Source organism: Microlunatus kandeliicorticis, from assembly GCF_014137855.1.
GTDB lineage: Bacteria > Actinomycetota > Actinomycetes > Propionibacteriales > Propionibacteriaceae > Microlunatus > Microlunatus kandeliicorticis.
Genome location: NZ_JACGWT010000003.1, coordinates 320,498 through 339,065 on the forward strand (window position 1 = coordinate 320,498; position 18,568 = coordinate 339,065).

The 18,568-nt window shown below is 73.2% G+C and carries 15 protein-coding genes; 5 read left to right on the plus strand and 10 right to left on the minus strand.

What is annotated here, in order from left to right:
• Nucleotides 1–37 precede the first annotated feature (37 nt).
• The gene (locus FHX74_RS10565; RefSeq protein ID WP_182560075.1) at nt 38–1,669 is read right to left on the minus strand and encodes a peptide ABC transporter substrate-binding protein; all 1,632 of its coding nucleotides are present in this window, start codon (nt 1,667–1,669) and stop codon (nt 38–40) included.
• A gap of 225 nt (nt 1,670–1,894) precedes the next feature.
• Nucleotides 1,895–4,384 (minus strand): aminopeptidase N, encoded by a 2,490-nt coding sequence (pepN, locus tag FHX74_RS10570; RefSeq protein ID WP_182560076.1) that lies wholly within the window; start codon nt 4,382–4,384, stop codon nt 1,895–1,897.
• Between the two features lie 84 nt (nt 4,385–4,468).
• Here pepN and FHX74_RS10575 point away from each other — a divergent pair, with 84 nt between their 5' ends.
• Together FHX74_RS10575 and FHX74_RS10580 are read left to right on the plus strand one after the other, a co-directional pair.
• Complete coding sequence (locus tag FHX74_RS10575; protein WP_182560077.1) at nt 4,469–5,725, plus strand: GNAT family N-acetyltransferase; 1,257 nt, start codon at nt 4,469–4,471, stop codon at nt 5,723–5,725.
• A gap of 108 nt (nt 5,726–5,833) precedes the next feature.
• Nucleotides 5,834–6,202, plus strand: coding sequence for a DUF427 domain-containing protein (locus tag FHX74_RS10580; protein WP_182560078.1), 369 nt, complete (start codon nt 5,834–5,836; stop codon nt 6,200–6,202).
• 166 nt (nt 6,203–6,368) lie between these two features.
• On the opposite strand, the gene FHX74_RS10585 is transcribed toward FHX74_RS10580, so the two are convergent.
• The 4 genes from FHX74_RS10585 to FHX74_RS10600 form a co-directional block, all read right to left on the minus strand.
• Entirely contained in the window at nt 6,369–7,421 is a 1,053-nt protein-coding gene (locus FHX74_RS10585; RefSeq protein WP_182560079.1) for a hemolysin family protein, read from the minus strand.
• On the minus strand, nt 7,418–8,956 hold the full coding sequence (locus tag FHX74_RS10590; RefSeq protein ID WP_328823757.1) for a hemolysin family protein: 1,539 nt from the start codon (nt 8,954–8,956) through the stop codon (nt 7,418–7,420). Before FHX74_RS10590 ends, FHX74_RS10585 begins: the two co-directional genes overlap by 4 nt.
• Before the next feature lie 79 nt (nt 8,957–9,035).
• A complete protein-coding gene (locus tag FHX74_RS10595; protein WP_182560080.1) occupies nt 9,036–9,683 on the minus strand; it encodes a VOC family protein in 648 nt (215 codons plus the stop codon).
• Nucleotides 9,684–9,750: 67 nt separating this feature from the next.
• Complete coding sequence (locus FHX74_RS10600; protein ID WP_182560081.1) at nt 9,751–10,905, minus strand: lycopene cyclase family protein; 1,155 nt, start codon at nt 10,903–10,905, stop codon at nt 9,751–9,753.
• A gap of 146 nt (nt 10,906–11,051) precedes the next feature.
• Between FHX74_RS10600 and FHX74_RS10605 the strand changes: the two genes are divergently transcribed.
• A complete protein-coding gene (locus FHX74_RS10605) occupies nt 11,052–11,489 on the plus strand; it encodes a VOC family protein (protein ID WP_182560082.1) in 438 nt (145 codons plus the stop codon).
• 16 nt (nt 11,490–11,505) lie between these two features.
• On the opposite strand, the gene FHX74_RS10610 is transcribed toward FHX74_RS10605, so the two are convergent.
• Both FHX74_RS10610 and FHX74_RS10615 read right to left on the minus strand, forming a co-directional pair.
• The gene (locus FHX74_RS10610; RefSeq protein WP_235970611.1) at nt 11,506–12,414 is read right to left on the minus strand and encodes an NAD-dependent epimerase/dehydratase family protein; all 909 of its coding nucleotides are present in this window, start codon (nt 12,412–12,414) and stop codon (nt 11,506–11,508) included.
• 5 nt (nt 12,415–12,419) lie between these two features.
• The gene (locus FHX74_RS10615; protein WP_182560084.1) at nt 12,420–13,490 is read right to left on the minus strand and encodes an MDR/zinc-dependent alcohol dehydrogenase-like family protein; all 1,071 of its coding nucleotides are present in this window, start codon (nt 13,488–13,490) and stop codon (nt 12,420–12,422) included.
• Between the two features lie 121 nt (nt 13,491–13,611).
• Here FHX74_RS10615 and FHX74_RS10620 point away from each other — a divergent pair, with 121 nt between their 5' ends.
• Nucleotides 13,612–14,457, plus strand: coding sequence for an SCO6745 family protein (locus FHX74_RS10620; protein WP_328823758.1), 846 nt, complete (start codon nt 13,612–13,614; stop codon nt 14,455–14,457).
• 34 nt (nt 14,458–14,491) lie between these two features.
• Here the strand turns inward: FHX74_RS10620 and ychF are convergent, their stop codons facing one another.
• Together ychF and FHX74_RS10630 are read right to left on the minus strand one after the other, a co-directional pair.
• Nucleotides 14,492–15,565, minus strand: coding sequence for a redox-regulated ATPase YchF (gene ychF, locus FHX74_RS10625; RefSeq protein WP_182560085.1), 1,074 nt, complete (start codon nt 15,563–15,565; stop codon nt 14,492–14,494).
• A 43-nt stretch (nt 15,566–15,608) separates the two neighbouring features.
• Complete coding sequence (locus tag FHX74_RS10630; RefSeq protein WP_182560086.1) at nt 15,609–16,901, minus strand: M18 family aminopeptidase; 1,293 nt, start codon at nt 16,899–16,901, stop codon at nt 15,609–15,611.
• A 96-nt stretch (nt 16,902–16,997) separates the two neighbouring features.
• Here FHX74_RS10630 and rmuC point away from each other — a divergent pair, with 96 nt between their 5' ends.
• A complete protein-coding gene (rmuC, locus tag FHX74_RS10635) occupies nt 16,998–18,551 on the plus strand; it encodes a DNA recombination protein RmuC (protein ID WP_235970548.1) in 1,554 nt (517 codons plus the stop codon).
• Nucleotides 18,552–18,568 lie beyond the last annotated feature (17 nt).

Sequence of the window (18,568 nt, forward strand, 5' to 3'; positions counted from 1 at the left end):
TCCGGTGTTCAGCGGTGTCCGGCCGGGGTGACCGGGGTCAGGACGACTTGACCGTGATGCTCGCGTAGTCGATCACGCCGAAGGCGTTGGTCTTGACGTTCTCGACCCGGTTCGACCAGCCGTAGGCGGCCTCGTCGTACCACTCGGGGACGGCGGGCATGTCCTGGACCAGGTACTGCTCGGCCTCCTGGTACAGCGTGTTGGCCTCCTCCTCGGTCGGCGCCGCCGCGGCCTGCGCGAGCTTGGCGTCGAACTTCGGGTTGTCGTAGGCGGTGTCGTTCGAGGCCGCGCCCTTAGCGTAGATCGGGGCCAGGAAGTTCTCGATCGACGGGTAGTCCATCTGCCAGCCGCTGCGGAAGATGCCCTTGAGCTCACGCTTGTTCAGCTGGTCGCGCAGCGTCTTGAAGTCCGGCTCGCTCTTCGGCTGGCAGTCGATGCCCAGGGTGTTCTTGATCGAGTTGCAGACCGCGGTGGCCATCGGGCCGTGGCCGCCGTCCTGGTTGTAGGCGAAGGTCAGGGTGCCCTTGTAGCCCGGGGACTTGGCGTAGAGCGCCTTGGCCTCGGTCGGGTTGTACTCGCAGTACTGGCCGCAGGCGCCGGCCTTGTAGCCCTGCACCACCGGGGAGACGAAGCTGTCGGCCGGGGTCCGGGTGTTGTTGTAGATCTGCTTGACGATGGTGGCCCGGTCGACGGCCATCGAGATGGCGTGCCGCAGGTTGACGTTCTTCAGCTGGCTGTCGATCGGCGAGAAGCCGAAGGCCTGGATGACGCCCTGCGGCTTGGTGCCGTTGCGGCCGTCGAGGTCGCTCTTCCACTGGTCACCGACCAGCTGGTCGGGCGGGATGATGTCGGTGACGTCGAGGTTGTTGGCCACCACGTCGGTGTAGGCCGCCGACGGGTCGTTGTAGATCCGGAAGTCGATCTTGTCGGTCTTGCCGGCCCACTTGCCCTGGTAGTTCGGGTTCTTGGTGAACACGTAGTCGGTGTCGTTGATCGAGCTGGCCTGGTAGGGGCCCGAGCTGATCGGCTTGGTCTTGTACGAGTCCGGGTTGGAGAAGAACGCCTCCGGCTGCGGCGAGAAGGCCGCGTAGCCGAGCCGCACCGGGAGGTTCGAGACCTTCTCGGAGGTGGTGATGGTGAACTCGGTGTCGCTCTTGACCTTGAGGCCCGAGAGCGTCTCCGCCTTCGGCTTCGCCTTGCACTCGTCGTCGGTGCACTGGGTGGCGGCGTAGCCCTCGATGGGCTCGAAGAAGTAGGAGCCCTGCTGGCCGTTCGGGCCGTAGGCGGTGTAGTTCCAGGCGTCGACGAAGCTCTTCGCGGTGATCGGCGTGCCGTCGGAGAACTTCTGCCCCGACTGGATCTTCACGTCGAAGTGCTGGTTGTCCTTGGTGTCGATCGCGGTGGCGAGGTCGAGCTCGGGCGCCGCGGTGTCGACGTTGTAGTGCACCAGCTTGCGGGTGATCAGGTCGAGCATGTTGCCACCGCAGACCTCGGCGGTGTTGCCACCGACCAGCGGGTTCTGCGGGGTGCAGCCCCGCACGGTGATCTCGTTGGCGGTGTTGCCGCTGTTGCCCGAACTGCTCGAACCGCCACCGCCACAGGCCGCCGCCGTCAGGGTGACGGCGATGATCCCGGCTGCGGCGGCCATCGCGCGAGAGCGTCCTCGCATGCGTGTCCTCCTCCAGGGTTGCGCCCCTTCTGCGGGCGCACGGGTGCACGGCCGAGCTCGTTGGTGTGGCCGACGTCGTGCCTGAACCGCTCATTTCTAACGGCAAGCACCGCCGCGGAGCAAGGCGGCCGGGTGGGGCCCGGCCCGACGAAACGCGATTGTGACCTGCCGGCAACCCCGACGATTTCGCCCGCCGGGGCACCCTCACCGCAGATCTTCGCGCGTTCAGCCGGCGGGGAACCGCTCGGTCGAGGCCACCGCCCGACGCAGCCGGTCGGTCTGGTCGATCAGCGCCCGGGCCACCCCGGGGGCCGGGTCGGCGGCGATGGCCGCCTCGGCCAGCGCCAGGGTCTCGCGGCGGGTGGCGTAGCGCGGGTAGGCCGAGCTGGCCGCCTCGGCCACCGACCAGCCGCTGCGGAACGCGGCCGTGCCGCCGATCTCGGCGAAGTAGCGCGGCACGTAGGCCTCGGTCAGCTCGGTCTGGTGGGGCTGGAAGAACGCCCCGGCGGTCGCGTACAGCTCGTAGGCCCCGATCGCCGACGGAGCCGTGATCAGCTCCCAGGCCCGCTGCTTGGCGGCCGCGCTGGGCAGCCCGGCTCGGGCCGCCGCAGCGTGCACCCGCCCGGGCGTGGACGGGTCCTCGGCCATTGCCCGCTCGATCAGGTCGGGGCGGTCCACCAGCGCGCAGACCCGCACCACCAGCCGCCAGCGCAGCTCGGGGTCGAGCGCGAGACCGTCGGGCAGACCCTCGCCGGCGTGCCAGCCGATCAGCTCGTCGGCGTCCACCCCGGCCGCGACCGCGGCCCGGAAGGCGAGCAGCTGGCGGTCCGAACCGGGTTCGGCCCGGCCCAGCAGGAGGCGGCTGAGGTCGTGCACCCGGCGGGCCACCGGCTCGCGGTGCTCGGGTGCGGTGTACGGGCCGGCCAGCTCGGTGCTGGCGAAGCCGAGCAGCTGGGCCATCGCGTAGTCGCCGGTCTCGTCGGGGAGCTGGGTCTCGAGCACCCGGAGCGCCGCCGACGGGGCCAGCTCGGCCGAACGCACCTGGTCGCGCAGGCTGTTGTAGAGCGCCACCCGGCTGCGCGGGTCGGCGATCCGGGCCAGCACCCGCGTCAGCCCGTCCCAGTCCTGGACGGCAGGGCGGATCCGGGCCCAGGTCTCGTCGGCCGCGTCGGGGAGCAGCAGCTCGACGGGCTCGGCGGTCAGCACCACCGGCTCGGGGCCGGCCTCGACCCGCTCGCGGCCACGCTCGGTCCCGTCGGCGTCGAGCCGGGCCACCGTCACCGCGTGCCGACGCTCGCCGCCCTGCTCCGCGGGCACCCGCACCAGCCGCGCGACGGCCGGGTCCGCGGTCCCGGGCCGCTCGATCCGCAAGGTGTCGACGCCGGCGGTGAGCAGCCACGGCTCGCTCCAGGCGGCCAGGTCACCCGCCCCGGCCCGGCTCCAGCTGCCGATCAGCTCGGCGAACTCGGCGTTGCCGAAGGCGTAGCTGTCGAAGTAGTCGCGCAGCCCGGCGAAGAACACCTCGTCCCCGAGGTGGGCGGCGAGCTGCTCGAGCACGGCCGCGCCCTTGGCGTAGGAGATGCCGTCGAAGTTGCGCAGCGCGGCCTGCGCGTCCTCGGCGCCGTTCCCCGCGATCGGGTGGGTCGACGGTGCCTGGTCGGCGACCATCCCCCAGTCCTTGCGGGCCAGACCGAACTCGGTGGTCTGGTCGTAGTCGGTGGCCCGGCTGGTGCAGCGGCGGGCCATGTACTCGGCGAACGACTCGTTGAGCCACAGGTCGTCCCACCAGCGCATGGTGACCAGGTCGCCGAACCACTGGTGGGCCATCTCGTGGGCGACGATCCCGGCCCGGGTGGCGCGTTCGATCCGGGTGGCCCGGCCGCGGAACACGTACTGGTCGCGGAAGGTGACGCAGCCCGGGTTCTCCATCGCGCCGGCGTTGAAGTCCGGGACGAAGGCCTGGTGGTACTCCCCGAACGGGTACCGGCGGCCGAAGACCTGGTGGTAGTGGTCGAAGCACTGCCCGGTCACCCCCAGCAGGTCCTCCGCCTCGGCCTCGAGCTCGCGGCGGAGCGACGCGCGGGCGTGGACACCGAGCGGGATGTTGTCGTGCTCGGCGGTGACCGAGGCGTACGGCCCGGCGACCAGGGTGACGAAGTAGGTCGACAGCGGCTGCGGCGGCGACACCTCCCACCGGCGCCAGCTGCCGGGGTGCTCGTCGACGACCCGGGCCGGGCCGTTGCCCAGCACGGTCCAGTCGGCCGGGGCGGTGACGGCGAACAGGTAGCGGCTCTTGAGGTCGGGCTGGTCGAAGCAGGCGAACCAGCGGGGCCCGGCGTCGAGGAACGACATCGCGTAGAGATAAGGGCGGCCGTCGGCGGGGTCGACGTGACGGTGCAGCCCCTCGCCGTCGCTCGAGTAGCTCATCCGGGCCCGGACCACCAGCTCGTTGCGGTCGGCGAGGTCGGTCAGCGGCAGCCGGCCGTCCTGCCAGTCGGCCACCGCGAGCGGCCGTCCGTTGAGCCGGGCCTCCTCGAGCGCGGTGGCCTTGAGGTCGACGAAGGTCGTGGCCCCGGTCTGCGCGCTGGCGAAGGTGAGGGTGGTGGTCGAGGCGAAGGTGTCGCCCGGGTCGGTCAGGTCGAGCTCGACCCGGGTGTGCTCGACGGTCAGCAGGGCGGCCCGGGTGACCGCCTCCGTACGGAGCAGGCTGGGCATGTCCGCCAACCTAGTGGAACCGCTCGCGCCGACGCGGCGGCCGGCCCCGGACACGGGTGAGCGCGCCCGGCGGCGGATGACACGATGACGCCCGTGCCGAACCCGACCGCAGCTGTCGACGTCCACCGGTTGTCGAGCGAGGACTCCGCCGTCCGCGACCGGCTGGCCGGGGAGGCGTTCGGGATGCCGACGACGCCGCCCACGCCCCCGCCCGCCGCCGGCGGCGCGGACGCCCCACCTCCCGAGCCCGAGCGGCCCCGACCCGGACGGCGGGACTGGGGTGCCTTCGTCGACGGGCGCCTGGCCGGGATCGCCACCGACCGGGCCTACGACGTCTGGTTCGGCGGGCGCCTGGTGCCGACCAGCGGGATCGCCGGGGTGGCCATCGGCGCCGAGGACCGCGGCCGCGGACTGCTCCGGCCGCTGCTGGGGACGCTGCTGGCCGACGCCCGCGTGCGCGGCGCGGTGCTCTCGACCCTGCACCCGTCGGCGACCCGGATCTATCGCGGGCTGGGCTACGAGGTGGTCGGCGAGTTCCGGGTGGCCCGGGTGCCGGCCTGGGCGGTCGGACAGGTCCGACCGGACCCGGAGGTGTCGGTGCGTCGGGCCACCGCCGAGGATGTCCCGGCGATCCGCGAGCAGTACGACCGCTGGGCCCGTGGCTACAGCGGGCCGCTGAGCCGGCGCGGCGAGTCCTACGACCCGACGGTCGAGTCCGACCCGGGGTCGGTGCTGGCCGACACCACCGCGGTCAGTGTCGCGGTCGACGCCGACGGACGGGTCTGTGGATACACCAACTGGGACCGCGGGGGCGGCGACCAGGGCGCGCTGGCCGTGGTCGACCTGATCGCCGAGCGGCCCGAGGCCTACCGGTCGCTGCTGGCCTCCGTCGGGTCGTTCTCCAGCGTGGTCTCGCACGTCAGCTTCGAGACCTCCGGGCTCGACCCGCTCCGCGCGCTGCTGCCCACCTCGCACTGGGAGGTGGTGCGCAACGACCCGCACATGCTGCGGATCCTCGACGTGGTCGGGGCGGTGCAGGCGCGCGGCTACCTGGCCGGGCTGCGGACCGAGATCGCCTTCGCGGTGGCCGGGGACGCGCTCGGGGTGCTCGACGGCGGCTACCGGGTCACGGTGGCCGACGGCGAGGCGCACGCCGAAGCGGTGCCGGTCACGGACGGGTTGCCGGTCTTCGCGCCGCGCGGGCTGTCGCTCGCCTACGCCGGCACGCAGCCGGCCAGCCAGCTGCGCAGCCTCGGTCTGCTGACCGGTCCGGACGACACCGACGCGCTGATCGACGCGACCTTCGCCGGGCCGCCGTTCCACATCAAGGACTTCTTCTAGACCGGGACTTCCTCCAGCACCGGGACTTAGTCCGGACCGGGACTGTGCGGAGCGACGTGGGCGTTACACCGGCGTGGCGATGACCGCCACCCACGAGAGGAGCACGCGATGAGCAGCACCCACCGGGAACCGGGTCCCGACCACCCGATCACCGTCGAGCCGAGCCCGGCGCACGTCACCGTCCGGGTCGGCGACACCGTGATCGCCGACAGCACCCGAACCCTGGCGCTGCAGGAGGCCAGCTATCCGGTGGTGCACTACGTCCCGCTCGACGACGTCGACCAGGAGCTGCTGACCCCGACCGACACCGTCACGCACTGCCCCTACAAGGGCGACGCGAGCTACTGGACGGTCCGCGCCGACGACACCACGGTCGACGACGCGCTCTGGGGTTACCAGCACCCCTACCCCGCCGTCGCCGCCATCGCCGGCCACGTCGCCTTCTACCCCGACCGGGTCCAGATCACCGTCGCCTGACCGCGCGCCGAGCCTGTCGAGGGGCGTCGAGCCACGGTGCCCTGAGCCCGTCGCAGGGCACGCCACTCGCGCTTCGACAAGCTCAGCGCACGGACTGGAGAACGGTGCCCTGAGCCTGTTCGAAGGGCGATGAACCACGTGCCCTGAGCCTGTCGAAGGGCAGAGCTCAGGCGGTGGTGGTCGCCGGACCCGCCTGGTCGCGGATCTCGCCGACCAGCCGCTCGAGGACGTCCTCCAGCATCACCACCCCGGTCACCTCCCCGCGGACGTCGGCCACCCGGGCCACGTGCGCGCCGCGGCGTTGCATGATCTGCAGCGCCTCGGCCAGCGAGGCGCGGCCGGGGACCGTGGCCAGCGGGCGGATCCGCTTCTCGGGGACCGGCGTCGTCCGGGCGGTCTCGTCGACCTCGAGCACGTCCTTGAGGTGCAGATAGCCGCTGAGCTCGCCGTCCTCGGCGCGGACCGGGAACCGCGACCAGCCGGTCCGGGCCGACAGCTGCTCGACCTCGGCCGGGGTCACCCCCCGGGCCACGGTGACCAGCGACTCCGGGTCGAGCTGCACCGAGGTGGCGGTGCTGCTCTCGAACTGCAGCGCACCGGTGAGCAGCCCGTACTCGTGCTCGTCGAGGACGCCCTCGCGCCGGGACTCCTCGACCATCCCGGCGACCTCCTCCTGGGTGAAGGTCGAGCCGACCTCGTCCTTGGGCTCCACCCGGAACAGCCGCATCGCCGTGTTGGCCACCGCGTTGAGCGCGACCACCACCGGCTTGACCACGATCACCACCACCCGCATGAACGGGCCGAGCACCAGCGCGGCGCGCTCGGGACCGACCAGCGCGAGGTTCTTCGGCACCATCTCGCCGAGCACGACGTGCGCCCACACCACCAGCGCGGTGGCCAGCACCAGCGCGATCGGGTGGACGAACGACTCCGGCACCCCGGCCGCGGCGAACAGCGGCTCGATGGCGTGCGCGATCACCGGTTCGGAGACCGCGCCGAGCGCCAGCGTGCAGACGGTGATGCCGAGCTGGGCGGCCGCCATCACCTGGCTGACCTCCTCCATCGCCTTGAGCGTCGACCGCGCCCGGCGCGATCCCCGCTCGGCGAGTGGTTCGATCCGCGCCCGGCGGGCCGAGACCAGCGCGAACTCCGAGCCGACGAACAGCGCGTTGAGCGCGAGCAGCACGACGGTCAGCAGCAGGCCGAGGACCCCGTTCACGACCGGCTCCCCTCGCCGGCGCGGCCGGTTCGGTCCGACGCGCCGAGCCGTCCCGCGGCCGCGGGCTCCCGCTCCGCGGTCCGGCCGGCACGGTGGCCGGCGGTGTGGTCGACGGTGTGGTCGACGGTGTGGTCGGCACGGTCGTGGTGGCGGTCACCGCGACGCCCGGAGGCCTCGGGGGCCTCCTCGACCAGCACGCCCACCCGGTCGAGCCGGCGACGGTCCAGGCGCTCGGCCCGCAACCGCACGGCGACCTCGATCCGGGCCGGTTCGTCGGGGTCCGGGTCCGGGATGGTGCCGGTGAGCCGGACCTCGTCTCCCACGGCCGGCAACCGCCCGAGCCGCTCGGTGAACAACCCGGCGATGGTGTCGGAGTGCTCGCCGTCGGGCAGCCGGACCCCGGTGTGGGCGCCGATCTCGTCCGGGCGGAGCAGTCCGGAGACGCTCCAGCCGCCCTCGGGAAGCAGGCGGATCGAGGCGATCACCCGGTCGTGCTCGTCGGCGATCTCGCCGACGATCTCCTCGACCAGGTCCTCCAGCGTGACGATGCCGTGGGTGCCGCCGTACTCGTCGACCACCAGTGCCATCTGCAGCCCCTGCTGGCGGAGGACCGCAAGCAGCGGGTCCAGCTCCATCGTGTCGGGCACCAGCGTCGGCGGGACCGCGAGCTCGGCCACGGTGACCTCGGCCCGACGTTCGGCAGGGACGGCGACCGCTGCCTTGACGTGGGCGATGCCGATCACGTCGTCGTGCCCGGTGCCGGCCACCGGGAACCGGGAGTAGCCGGTGGACCGGGTCAGCGCGATCAGGTCGGCGGCGGTGTCGGTGCCCTCGGCGAACCGGACCTTCACCCGCGGCACGCAGACGTCGGCTGCGGTCCGGTCGCCGAAGGCGATGCTGCGGTCGAGGAGGGTGGCCGTGGTCTCCTGCAGTGCGCCCTCGACCGCCGAGCGGCGGACCAGCGACTGCAGCTCGTCGGGCGTCCGGGTCGAGCGCAGCTCCTCCTGCGGCTCGACGCCCAGGCCGCGGAGGATCGCGTTGGCGGCACCGTTGAGGAACCGGATCGGCCAGGCCATCACCGCGGTGAACGCCCGCATCGCCCGCTGGGTGGCGCGGGCGGTCTGCAACGGCAGGGCGATGGCGAAGTTCTTGGGGATCAGCTCGCCGAGCAGCATCGTGACCAGGGTGCTCACCACCAGCGCGACCGCGATGGCGATCCCCGAGACCGCCGTCGGGTCGAGCACCCCGATCGACGAGAGGGCGGGTTCGAGCAGCGAGGCGAGCGCCGGTTCCGACAGGTAGCCGATCACCAGGTTGGTCAGGGTGATCCCGAGCTGGGCCCCGCTGAGCTGGGTGGAGAGCGACCGGAGCCCGGCGAGCAGTCCCTCGGACGCACGGTCACCGTCGCGGGCGGCCCGCTCGACCACCCCGCGATCGACGGTCACGAACGAGAACTCCGCGGCCACGAACACACCGCAGGCCAGCATGAGCAGGACGGAGACGCCGAGCAGCACGAACTCGGTGAGCAAGGCCACTCCTGGACGTGGTCTCGACGACGGGTGAGCGAAGGAGTCTAGCCGGGCCGGGCGGCCGCCCCGACTGTCCGAGGCGGGGTCAGCGGTCGAGGCTGGTGCACACGCAGACCTTGTTGCCGTCCGGGTCGGCCAGCACGGTGTACGACGGCGCCCCGGAGTCGTCGACCACCGTCCCGCCGGCAGCCAGCGCCGCAGCGATCCGGCTCTGCGCCGTCTCCGGAGCGACCCAGAGGTCCGGGTGCCAGCGCTGTCGTGGCGTTTCGTGCGGCTCGGTGCCCTGGAACCACACGTTGGCCACCCGGTTCGTCGGGTCGAGCACGTTGTTGCCGATCGTCGCGGAGGCGTCGCCGGTCATCAGCGCGGCCCAGAACGGTCCGATCCGCTCCCAGTCGTCGGTGTCGAGGCCGTACTCGACCTGCGCGACCTCGCCGGGCGCCGGCACCAAACCGAGCCCCGCCGCGATCTCGCTGATCCGCCGGGCCAGGTCGAGATCGGCGGCGGTGACCCAGATCCCGCCCTCGCGGGTGGCCACCGCGAGGTCCGCGAAGCCGGCGCCGAGCCGGATCTCCGGCGGGTGGTGATCGCCGACCGCCTCGGCCACCACCACCGCGAAGCGGGCCCCGGTGTCGAGGTCGGGGATCCGGAACCGGGCGTGCAGCGCCTGGCCGAGTTTGCGCCAGTCGGCGAGTCCGGCGGCGGCGACCTCGGTGTTGCTCAGCGTGTCCATGACGACACCCTGCCGCGGCCGTCCGACAGTTTCCGTCCGGCCGACGGGTTCGGATCCGGACAGCGGATCAGGAACGAAGCCGGCCGGGCAGCCGCGGCAGCGCCGACCCGACGGCGACCGCGGTCAGCCCGGGCGGCAGCGTCCGCGCCATCCGGGCCATCGCCGCGAGCGTCCCCGCCGGATCGGTCCGCTCGGAGAGATAGGCGCGCTGACGGTCGAGCGGGAGGGCGAAGAAGGCGGCGAAGAACTGCTCGACCCCGGCGTGCGGCAGGCGGAGCAGCGTCGTCAGCCCGATCTCGCGGAGCCGCTGCACCTGGCGGGCCCGCGCCGGCCAGAGCACCGACCAGACGTCCCGCCCGGCCGCGACCGCGCCGGCGAGCTCGTCCGCCAGCCGCAGCCCGAGCGCGACGCTGTAGCCGGTCGCCGGGTGCATCAGCCCCGCGCGGGCCCCGAGCGGGACCGGCCGGTCGGTCGGCGCCTCGCGCGCGGGGCGGGCCGCCTCCGGGTCCGGCTCGACGCTGAACCGCACCCGCTCGACCCGCTCGGTGCCGTCGAGGCTCACCCCGCGGGCGGCCAGCCGCCGTTCGAGCCGACGCTGCAGCTCGCCCAGTCCGAGGGCCGGGCGCCCCACCAGGCAGGTCTCCTCGAGCAGCGTCCGACCCTCGCCGAGCGGGACGGCGTAGAGGAACGAGGGCGGGGCACCGTCCCCCGCGCCGTGGTCGGCCCGCCAGTCCATGAACCAGGGGCCACTGGCCGCCGCGGCGCGCTCGTCGGGCAGCACCAGCCCGTACGCGGTCTGCGCGGCCCGCTCGGTGCTCGGCCGGGACCCGCGGGCGTCGAGGACGAGATCGGCGGTCAGGGTCTCGCCGGTGTTGAGCTCGACGGTGTGCGCGTCGGCCCGCAGCGCGGTGGCGGTGACGACGTCGACGGCACGGACGTCGAGCGTCTTCTGCAGGCCGACGGTGTCGAGCACCACGTAGGCCCGGTCGAGGACGTGCTCCCGGCCGGCCCAGGCGTGCGGACGCGGGGTGCGGGTGGCCACCACCTGCGGCGGGAGCCAGTCCGGGAGCTCGTCCTCCCAGGCTGCGTAGGTGGGCGTCCAGCGTCGGTCCGGGTTCGGATCGACCGCCACCACCGGGACTCCGACCGTTGCCAGCCGGTGCGCGACCGAACGGCCCGCCGGTCCGAGACCGAGGACGACGACCTGCGCGTGCCGGGTCACGTCGGCAGGGTACGGGTACACCGAAGCCGCCGGCCCGGACTGCCGGACCGGACTGTCGGACCCGGCTGCCAGGCTGGCGCACGGGCCGACGGACCAGCCGCGGCACCAGGACGAGGCCGAGCCGGCACGACGAGCGGAGGACGACGATGACGACGGACCCGACGAGCGAGGGCGGTGGCCGCTACCCGCAGCTGCTGCACACCGTCCTCGACACCACGGACGCGCGAGGGCTGGCCGAGTTCTACCGACGGTTCCTCGGGCTGCGCTACCGGTCCGGCGACGAGCCGCCGACCGACCGCGAGGACGACGCCGACTGGCTGGTGCTGACCGACGGCGCCGGCGGCAACCTGCTCGCCTTTCAGCAGACCGAGGAGGTGACGCCGAGCACCTGGCCGTCGGCGCAGGTCCCGATGCAGCTGCACCTCGACCTGACCGTGCCGGACGTCGCCGAGCTGGAGCGTCAGCACGCGCGGGCGCTGGAGCTCGGGGCCACCGAGCTGCTGGACCGGACCGACGACGCCGACGAGCCGCTGTGGGTGTTCGCCGACCCGGCCGGGCACCCCTTCTGCGTCTTCGTCGGCTGACCGCCGCGGGCTCGGGTCAGGGGGTGGCGACCGGGGCGGCGTCGAGGGTGAACCGTGGCGCGTAGCCGAGCCGGGTCCGCGCCCGGTCGATCGACAGCAGCGGCGCGCGCCCGGGCAGTGGTGCGGTGAGGTGCGGGGCGAGGTCGGGCCGGTAGCGCCGGACCAGGTCGAGCGTCGGCTCGGGCGCGCAGGTGTCGGCGGCGGCCAGCACGATCGGCTCCGGGGTCACCACCGCCGCCTCGGCGGCGGCCACGATCCCGGCGCTGACGTCGCGGACGTGCACCCACTGCCAGAGGTCGTCGGCCCAGCCGGTGCTCGCGGGCAGCCCGTCGGTGAGCAGCCGGTCGTAGCGCTGCTCGGGCCACACTCCGGCGAAGCGGAGCGGCAGCGTCTCGAGACCGAACGCGCGGTGGAAGGTCGCCGCCACCAGCTCGCCGGTCAGCTTGCTCAGCGAGTACGGGTCTTCGGGGACGGCCGGCTCGTCCTCGGTGAGCGGGAGCGCCCGCCGGACCGGGCTGAGCCCGGAGACCCGCCAGAAGAAGGTGCCGAACGCGTTGATGCTGGAGGCGCTGACCACCCGGCGGACGCCGGCCCGGACCGCGGCGCGGTGGATGTTGAAGGTGCCGACGACGTTGGTGGCGATGGTCTCCTCGGCGGTTTCCCAGTCCCCGGTGGGCTTGCCGGCCAGGTGGACGACGACGTCGACCCCGGCGAGCGCGGCGCGGAGTCCGTCCTCGTCGGCCAGCGCGGTCCGGTGGTAGGGCCACGGGGTCCGGAGCGGCGAGACGCTCCGTCCGCCGGGCGCCTCAGGGTCGAAGACGGTGGCCTGCTCGGGGTCGGCCTGGTCGAGCAGCACCAGCTCGTGCCGGTCGCCGAGCAGCTCGGCGACGTAACGGCCGAGCCAGCCGGCCGCCCCGGTGATCATGATCTTCACGGCTGCTCCCCTGCCTGGTCCGTGCTCGCAGTCGTGTGGTCGGCCATCGCGGCCCAGTCGATCACCGCGGCGAGCGCGCGGTGCCGGCCGTCGGCGACGTCGGTCATCAACGCGGCCGCGTCTTCGGGCGTGGTCGCCGTGACCCCGACCAGCCGGTCGACGGGCATCCCACCCGCGCGCATCCGGCTCAGCACCGCCCGCACCCGGTCGGGTGTCCACCCGGAGACGAAGTGCGCGGTGAGCCCCAGCTGCTGGAGCCGGGCGGCGTCGGCCCAGGTGGTGGCGCCGTCCGGACTGTGGCCGCTGTAGACGATCTGCCCGATCACCCCGGCGGCGAACGCGGTGGCGTAGGCGTCGAAGGCGGCCGGGTTCTGCACGGTGTCGATCACCGCGTGCGGGGCTAGGGCGGTCAAGCTCTGCCGCAGATCGGCGGCGGCATCCGGCCCGGTTCCGTCGGCGGGAGCCAAGAGGGTCGCGAAACCCAGCGAGGCGACCGCGTCGAGCCGTTCACGGTGCCGCCCGACGACGGTGACGTCGAACCCGCGTTCGGCGGCGGCCAGCGCGCCCGAGGCGCCGATGATGCCGTCCCCGAACACCACCATCGGGGCCCTGTCGGGCAGCGTCAGCCGGGACGCGGCGTTCCAGCCCACCTGCGCGGTGATCGTGAGTGCGGCTCGGGCGGGCGGGACGCCGTCGGCGTCGTAGACCTCGTCGGCCGGGCTGACGGCCAGCGTGGCGTGGCCGCCCCAGGAGGCGGCCACCTCCGCCCACGGCTCGCTGCGGGTGACGAAGACCGGCTGGCCGGGTTCGAGGCCGGTGACGCCCGGGCCGACCGCCTCGACCAGACCGGCCGCCTGGTAGCCGGGAACGAACGGCGGCGGCAGCTCGGCCCAGCCGAACCGGCCGCTCATCACCCAGCGGTCGGTGCCGGTGCTCACGCCGGACACCGACCGGCGGACCAGCACCTCGCCGGGACCGGGCTCGCGTGCGGTGATCGGCTCGACGCCGATGCTCCGCCCGCCCGCACCGTCACGGACCACCACTGCCGGACCCCGCCGTCCCGTCACCGGATGATCATGGAAGCCGCATCCTGCGCGCGCAAGGGTTCGGGCGCGCTTCTGAGAGCGATCGTGGGGTCGTGGCCGGGTTCCCGATGAGTCCCGGCCGCCGGTGAGGTCGGATGGTTTCGTGACCGACACCGCCACCGACCCCGCCACCGCGCGCCGGATGTTCGACCTGCTCGAGCCGATCTGCCTGGTGACCTACATGGCCCACGAGTCCGACGACGCGCTGCGTGCGCTCGGGCACCGGACCTACTGGGACGGCTACTTCGCCGGGCGCGCCTTCCCGTTGGGCCGGGTGCCGGCCGAGGTCGTGCACGCCACCTTCTACAGCTTCGCGCCGGGCGAGGCCGCCCGGCACATCCCCAGCGCCTGGGAGACGGTGCCGCCCGAGACCTCGTTCGCGGCCTGGGAGAACGGCAGCGCGGCGTCGGTGCGGCGGATCCTGGGTTCCGAGCTCGTCGCCTCGGCCGGGCTGGCGCGGGCCAACGCGTTGATCATGAAGGCGGCCCTCGCCGCCCCGACCAACGGACGGCCGCTGTTCGCCGGCTGGCGGTCGCTGCCGGTGCCGGAGGACCCGGCGACCCGGCTGTGGCACGGGGCGACGATGCTCCGCGAGCACCGCGGCGACGGCCACGTGGCCGCGCTGCTCACCCACGGCGTCGGTGGCGCGGAGGCCCACGCGCTGGCGGCCCTGGCCTCCGGGATCCACCCGGCCACCTCGTTCGGACGACTTCACCACCTGCCGAAGATGTATCTCGACTCGGTGATGGACGGTCTGCGCGACCGCGGCCTGGTGGACGCCGACGGCTACCTGACCGACGCGGGCACCGAGATCAAACGCCGGGTCGAGCAGGTCACCGACGAACTGGCCTGGCCGCCCTACGCCGCACTCACACCCGCCGAACGGGGCGAGCTGATCAGCTGCCTCGAGCCGCTGACCGCGCGGATGGTCGCCTCCGGCTCGCGCTGACCGGTCGGATGGACGAGCCGGTCGCCGTGCTGTCTCAGACGTTGAAGCGGAACTCCACCACGTCGCCGTCGGCCATCACGTAGTCCTTGCCCTCGAGCCGGAGCTTGCCCTGAGCGCGGGCGTTCTGCAGCGACCCCGCGGTGACGAGATCGTCGAAGCCGACGACCTCGGCCTTGATGAAGCCCTTCTCGAAGTCGGTGTGGATCACCCCGGCGGCCTGCGGGGCGGTGGCGCCCTTGGGGATGGTCCAGGCGCGCGACTCCTTCGGGCCGGCGGTCAGATACGTCTGCAGCCCGAGGGTGTCGAAACCCACCCGGGCCAGCACGTCGAGGCCGGGTTCGTCGATCCCCATCTCGGCCAGGAACTCCTTGGCCTCGTCGGGCTCCATCTCGACCAGCTCGGACTCGATCTTGGCGTCGAGGAAGATCGCCTCGGCCGGCGCCACCAGCTCGCGCATGCGGGCCTTCATCGCCTCGTCGGCCAGCTCGTCGGAGTCGCAGTTGACCACGTAGATGAACGGCTTGGCGGTGAGCAGGAACAGCTCGCGCAGCGGCTCGCGGTCGAGCCCGGCGGCGTAGATGCCCTTGCCGGTGTCGAGCACCTCGCCGGCCTGCTTGACCGCCGCGACCACGGCCTGCTTGTCCTTGTTCATCCGGGCTTCCTTCTCCAGCCGCGGGAGCGCGCGCTCGACGGTCTGGAGGTCGGCCAGGATCAGCTCAGTAGTGATCGTCTCGACGTCGGAGGCCGGGTTGACCGTCCCGTCGACGTGGGTGACGTCGGGGTCGTTGAACGCCCGCGTCACCTGGCAGATCGCGTCGGCCTCGCGGATGTGGGACAGGAAGGCGTTGCCCATCCCCTCGCCCTGGCTGGCGCCGCGGACGATGCCGGCGATGTCGACGAAGCTCACCGTGGCCGGCACCGTGCGGGCCGAGTCGAACATCCGCGACAGCACGTCGAGCCGCGGATCGGGCACGCCGACCACGCCGACGTTGGGGTCGATGGTGGCGAACGGGTAGTTCGCCGCGAGCACGTCGTTACGGGTCAGGGCGTTGAACAGGGTCGACTTGCCCGCGTTGGGCAGCCCGACGATGCCGATGGTGAGAGCCACGTCGTCCTACGTTACGGGCGCGCCCGAACCGACGGCGAATCGCTCAGCCGCCGACGAGGAAGGCCGCCATCCCCCGCGCCAGCGCGTCCGGGTCGGCCACCCCGGCCAGCTCGCGGGCCGAGTGCATCGACAGCAGCGGGCAGCCGACGTCGACGGTCCGGATCCCCAGCCGGGTCGCGGTGATCGGGCCGATCGTCGACCCGCACGGGATGGCGTTGTTGGAGACGAACTCCTGCACCCCCACCCCGACGCTCGCGCACGCGCGGTGCCAGGACGCCGCACCGACCGCGTCGGTGGCGTAGCGCTGGTTGGCGTTGATCTTGAGCAGCGGACCGCCGTTGAGCAGCGGCCGGTTCTGCGGGTCGTGTCGCTGCGGATAGTTCGGGTGCACGGCGTGCCCCGCGTCGGCGGAGACGCACACCGAACGGGCCAACGCCTGCTGGTGCCGGTCGACGTCGGCACCGAGCGCGACACCGATCCGGGTCAGCACGCTCTCGAGCAACGGCCCGGCAGCCCCGGAGGTGGTGGAGCTCCCGACCTCCTCGTGGTCGAAGGCGGCCAGCACCGGCACGACGTCGCCCTGCCCGTCGCCCACCTCGAGCAGTGCCCGCAGGCCGGCGTGGACGCTGCTGAGGTTGTCCAGCCGGCCGCAGGCCAGGAACTCCTGCTGCGACCCGAACACGGCACCGCGCGCGGTGTCGAAGGCGGTGACGTCGTGCCCGACCACGTCCCCGGCGGCGACGCCGGCCAGCTCGGCGAGGTGGGCCAGCACCCCCCGGCCGGGCAGCCCGACCCCCCAGACCGGGGCGGTGTGCTGCTGCCGGTCGAGCTTGAGCCCCTCCTCGTTGACCGCGCGGTCGAGGTGCACCGCGAGCTGCGGGATCCGCATCACCGGTCCGGTGCGGACCAGGTGCACGGTGCCGTCCCGGGTGACCAGCCGACCGGCCAGCCCGAGCTCGCGGTCGAGCCACGAGTTGAGAAGCGGTCCGCCGTAGACCTCGACGCCGACCTGCTGCCAGCCGCCGCTGAGCAGGTCGGGACGCGGCTTCAGCTTGAACGTCGGAGAGTCGGTGTGCGCGCCGACGATTCGGTAGGCGGTGTCGGCGCCTGCACCGTCGGGCACCCGCCAGGCGACCAGCGAGCCGTCGCGCACCACGAAGCGGCCGCCCGGGCCCGGTGCCCAGGGCGCGGACTCCTGCTGCTCGGTGAAGCCGGCGGCGGTCAGCCGCCGCGCCGCTTCGGCGACCGCGTGATACGGCGTCGGCGAGGCGGCCACGTAGTCGATCAGGTCCTCGGCGTGCGCCCGCGCGGCGGTGAGTTCCGGTCCGGAAGCCATGCCGACAGTGAAGCGCAGCGCACCGACAGCCGCTGTCGCGGGGTTCGCGGGGTGTCCTCGGCGGAATTGTCGGTGCCACCGGTCACGATGACGGGCATGGACGCATCCGTGGTCGTCGCCCTGCTCGCCGGGCTCGTCATCGGCCTGGCCGCCGGTGGCGTGGTCGGCGTGCTGCTCCACCGCGCCCGGCTCCAGGTGGGGGCGGCCCAGGAGCAGGGCGAGCTGGCCCGGGTGCGTTCCGAGCTGGCCCAGGCCCAGACGCTGACCGCGCAGGTGCGGGCCGAGGCCGAACGGGCCCGGGCCGACGTCGCCGAGGCGCGTGCGGAGACTGCGGACGCTCGGGCCCAGGCCGCCGACGGCGATGCGGCGGTGGCCGCCGTCCGCGCTCAGCTGGCCAAGGCTGGCGCCGAGCGCGACGCCGCGATCCGCCGGGCCGAGGAGATCGCCGCCGACCGGGAGGCGATGCTCAACCAGTTCAAGGTGCTCTCGGCCGAGACCATCGAGCGGCAGAACCGCCAGTTCGACGCCGCGGCCGAGGTCCGGTTCAAGGCGACCGAGCAGCTGATGGCGCCGGTCCGCCAGAGCCTGGACGCCTTCAACGAGCGACTGACCGGGGTGGAGAAGGAGCGGGTGGCGATGACCACCGATCTCCGGGCCCACGTCCGCGCGGTCCGCGACACCGGCGAGACGCTGCGTCGGGAGACCGCCGCGCTGGTCACCGCGCTGCGCAAGCCGCAGATCCGCGGGTCGTGGGGCGAGACCCAGCTCAAGCGAGTGGCCGAGATGGCCGGGATGCTCGAACGCTGCGACTTCGACCTGCAGGCCACCACCCGGACCGACGAGCGGACGCTGCGGCCCGACATGCGGGTCAATCTGGCCGAGGGCAAGCACATCTTCGTCGACTCGAAGGTGCCGCTGAGCGCCTTCCTCGACGCCGCCGAGACCGAGGACGAGCAGGCCCGCGCCGCCCACCTCGAGCGGTTCGGCCGGAACGTCCGCACCCACGTCGACCAGCTCTCGGCCAAGCAGTACTGGAAGGCGGCCGAGACGCCCGAGTTCGTGGTGCTCTTCCTGCCCAACGAGACCTTCTTCGCCGCCGCGCTCGACCAGGTGCCCGACCTCTACGACTACGCCGCGGCCCGCGACGTGGTGCTGGCCACCCCGACCACGCTGATCGGGATGCTGCGGGCCATCGCCTACGGCTGGAAGCAGGCCGCGCTGGCCGAGAGCGCCGCGGAGGTGTTCAAGCTCGGACGCGAGCTGCACGAGCGGCTCGGCCGGATGGGCAACCGGTTCGACAAGCTCGGCCGGATGCTCCGCGGGACGGTCAACGCCTACAACGAGACCGTCGCGACCGTCGAGGGGACGGTGCTGGTCCAGGCGCGACGGTTCCGCGACCTCAAGGTGAGCGAGAAGGAGCTGGCCGAGCTGTCCACCGTCGACGACCCGGTCCGGCAGATCCAGGCCGCCGAGCTGGTCGAGGACGCCACCCGGGTCGAGCCGTTGGTCGGGCGCCGGCCGCGCCGGCGGCGTGAGACCAGCGACATCCCGGAGGCCGACGAACTGGTCCGCGGCGAACCCGATCTGCTCGAGCTGATCGACGAGACCGCGCCCGCCGTCGACACCGACGGACGCCGCAGCGCGCGCTGAACGGCTTCACTGCGCGC

What these genes read in the sequence shown, in the direction of transcription:
- FHX74_RS10565 (WP_182560075.1), bottom strand. Translation starts at nt 1,669, where the DNA reads ATGCGAGGACGCTCTCGCGCGATGGCCGCCGCAGCCGGGATCATCGCC.
- pepN (WP_182560076.1), bottom strand. Translation starts at nt 4,384, where the DNA reads ATGCCCAGCCTGCTCCGTACGGAGGCGGTCACCCGGGCCGCCCTGCTG.
- FHX74_RS10575 (WP_182560077.1), top strand. Translation starts at nt 4,469, where the DNA reads ATGACGCCCGTGCCGAACCCGACCGCAGCTGTCGACGTCCACCGGTTG.
- FHX74_RS10580 (WP_182560078.1), top strand. Translation starts at nt 5,834, where the DNA reads ATGAGCAGCACCCACCGGGAACCGGGTCCCGACCACCCGATCACCGTC.
- FHX74_RS10595 (WP_182560080.1), bottom strand. Translation starts at nt 9,683, where the DNA reads ATGGACACGCTGAGCAACACCGAGGTCGCCGCCGCCGGACTCGCCGAC.
- FHX74_RS10605 (WP_182560082.1), top strand. Translation starts at nt 11,052, where the DNA reads ATGACGACGGACCCGACGAGCGAGGGCGGTGGCCGCTACCCGCAGCTG.
- FHX74_RS10610 (WP_235970611.1), bottom strand. Translation starts at nt 12,414, where the DNA reads ATGATCACCGGGGCGGCCGGCTGGCTCGGCCGTTACGTCGCCGAGCTG.
- FHX74_RS10630 (WP_182560086.1), bottom strand. Translation starts at nt 16,901, where the DNA reads ATGGCTTCCGGACCGGAACTCACCGCCGCGCGGGCGCACGCCGAGGAC.
- rmuC (WP_235970548.1), top strand. Translation starts at nt 16,998, where the DNA reads ATGGACGCATCCGTGGTCGTCGCCCTGCTCGCCGGGCTCGTCATCGGC.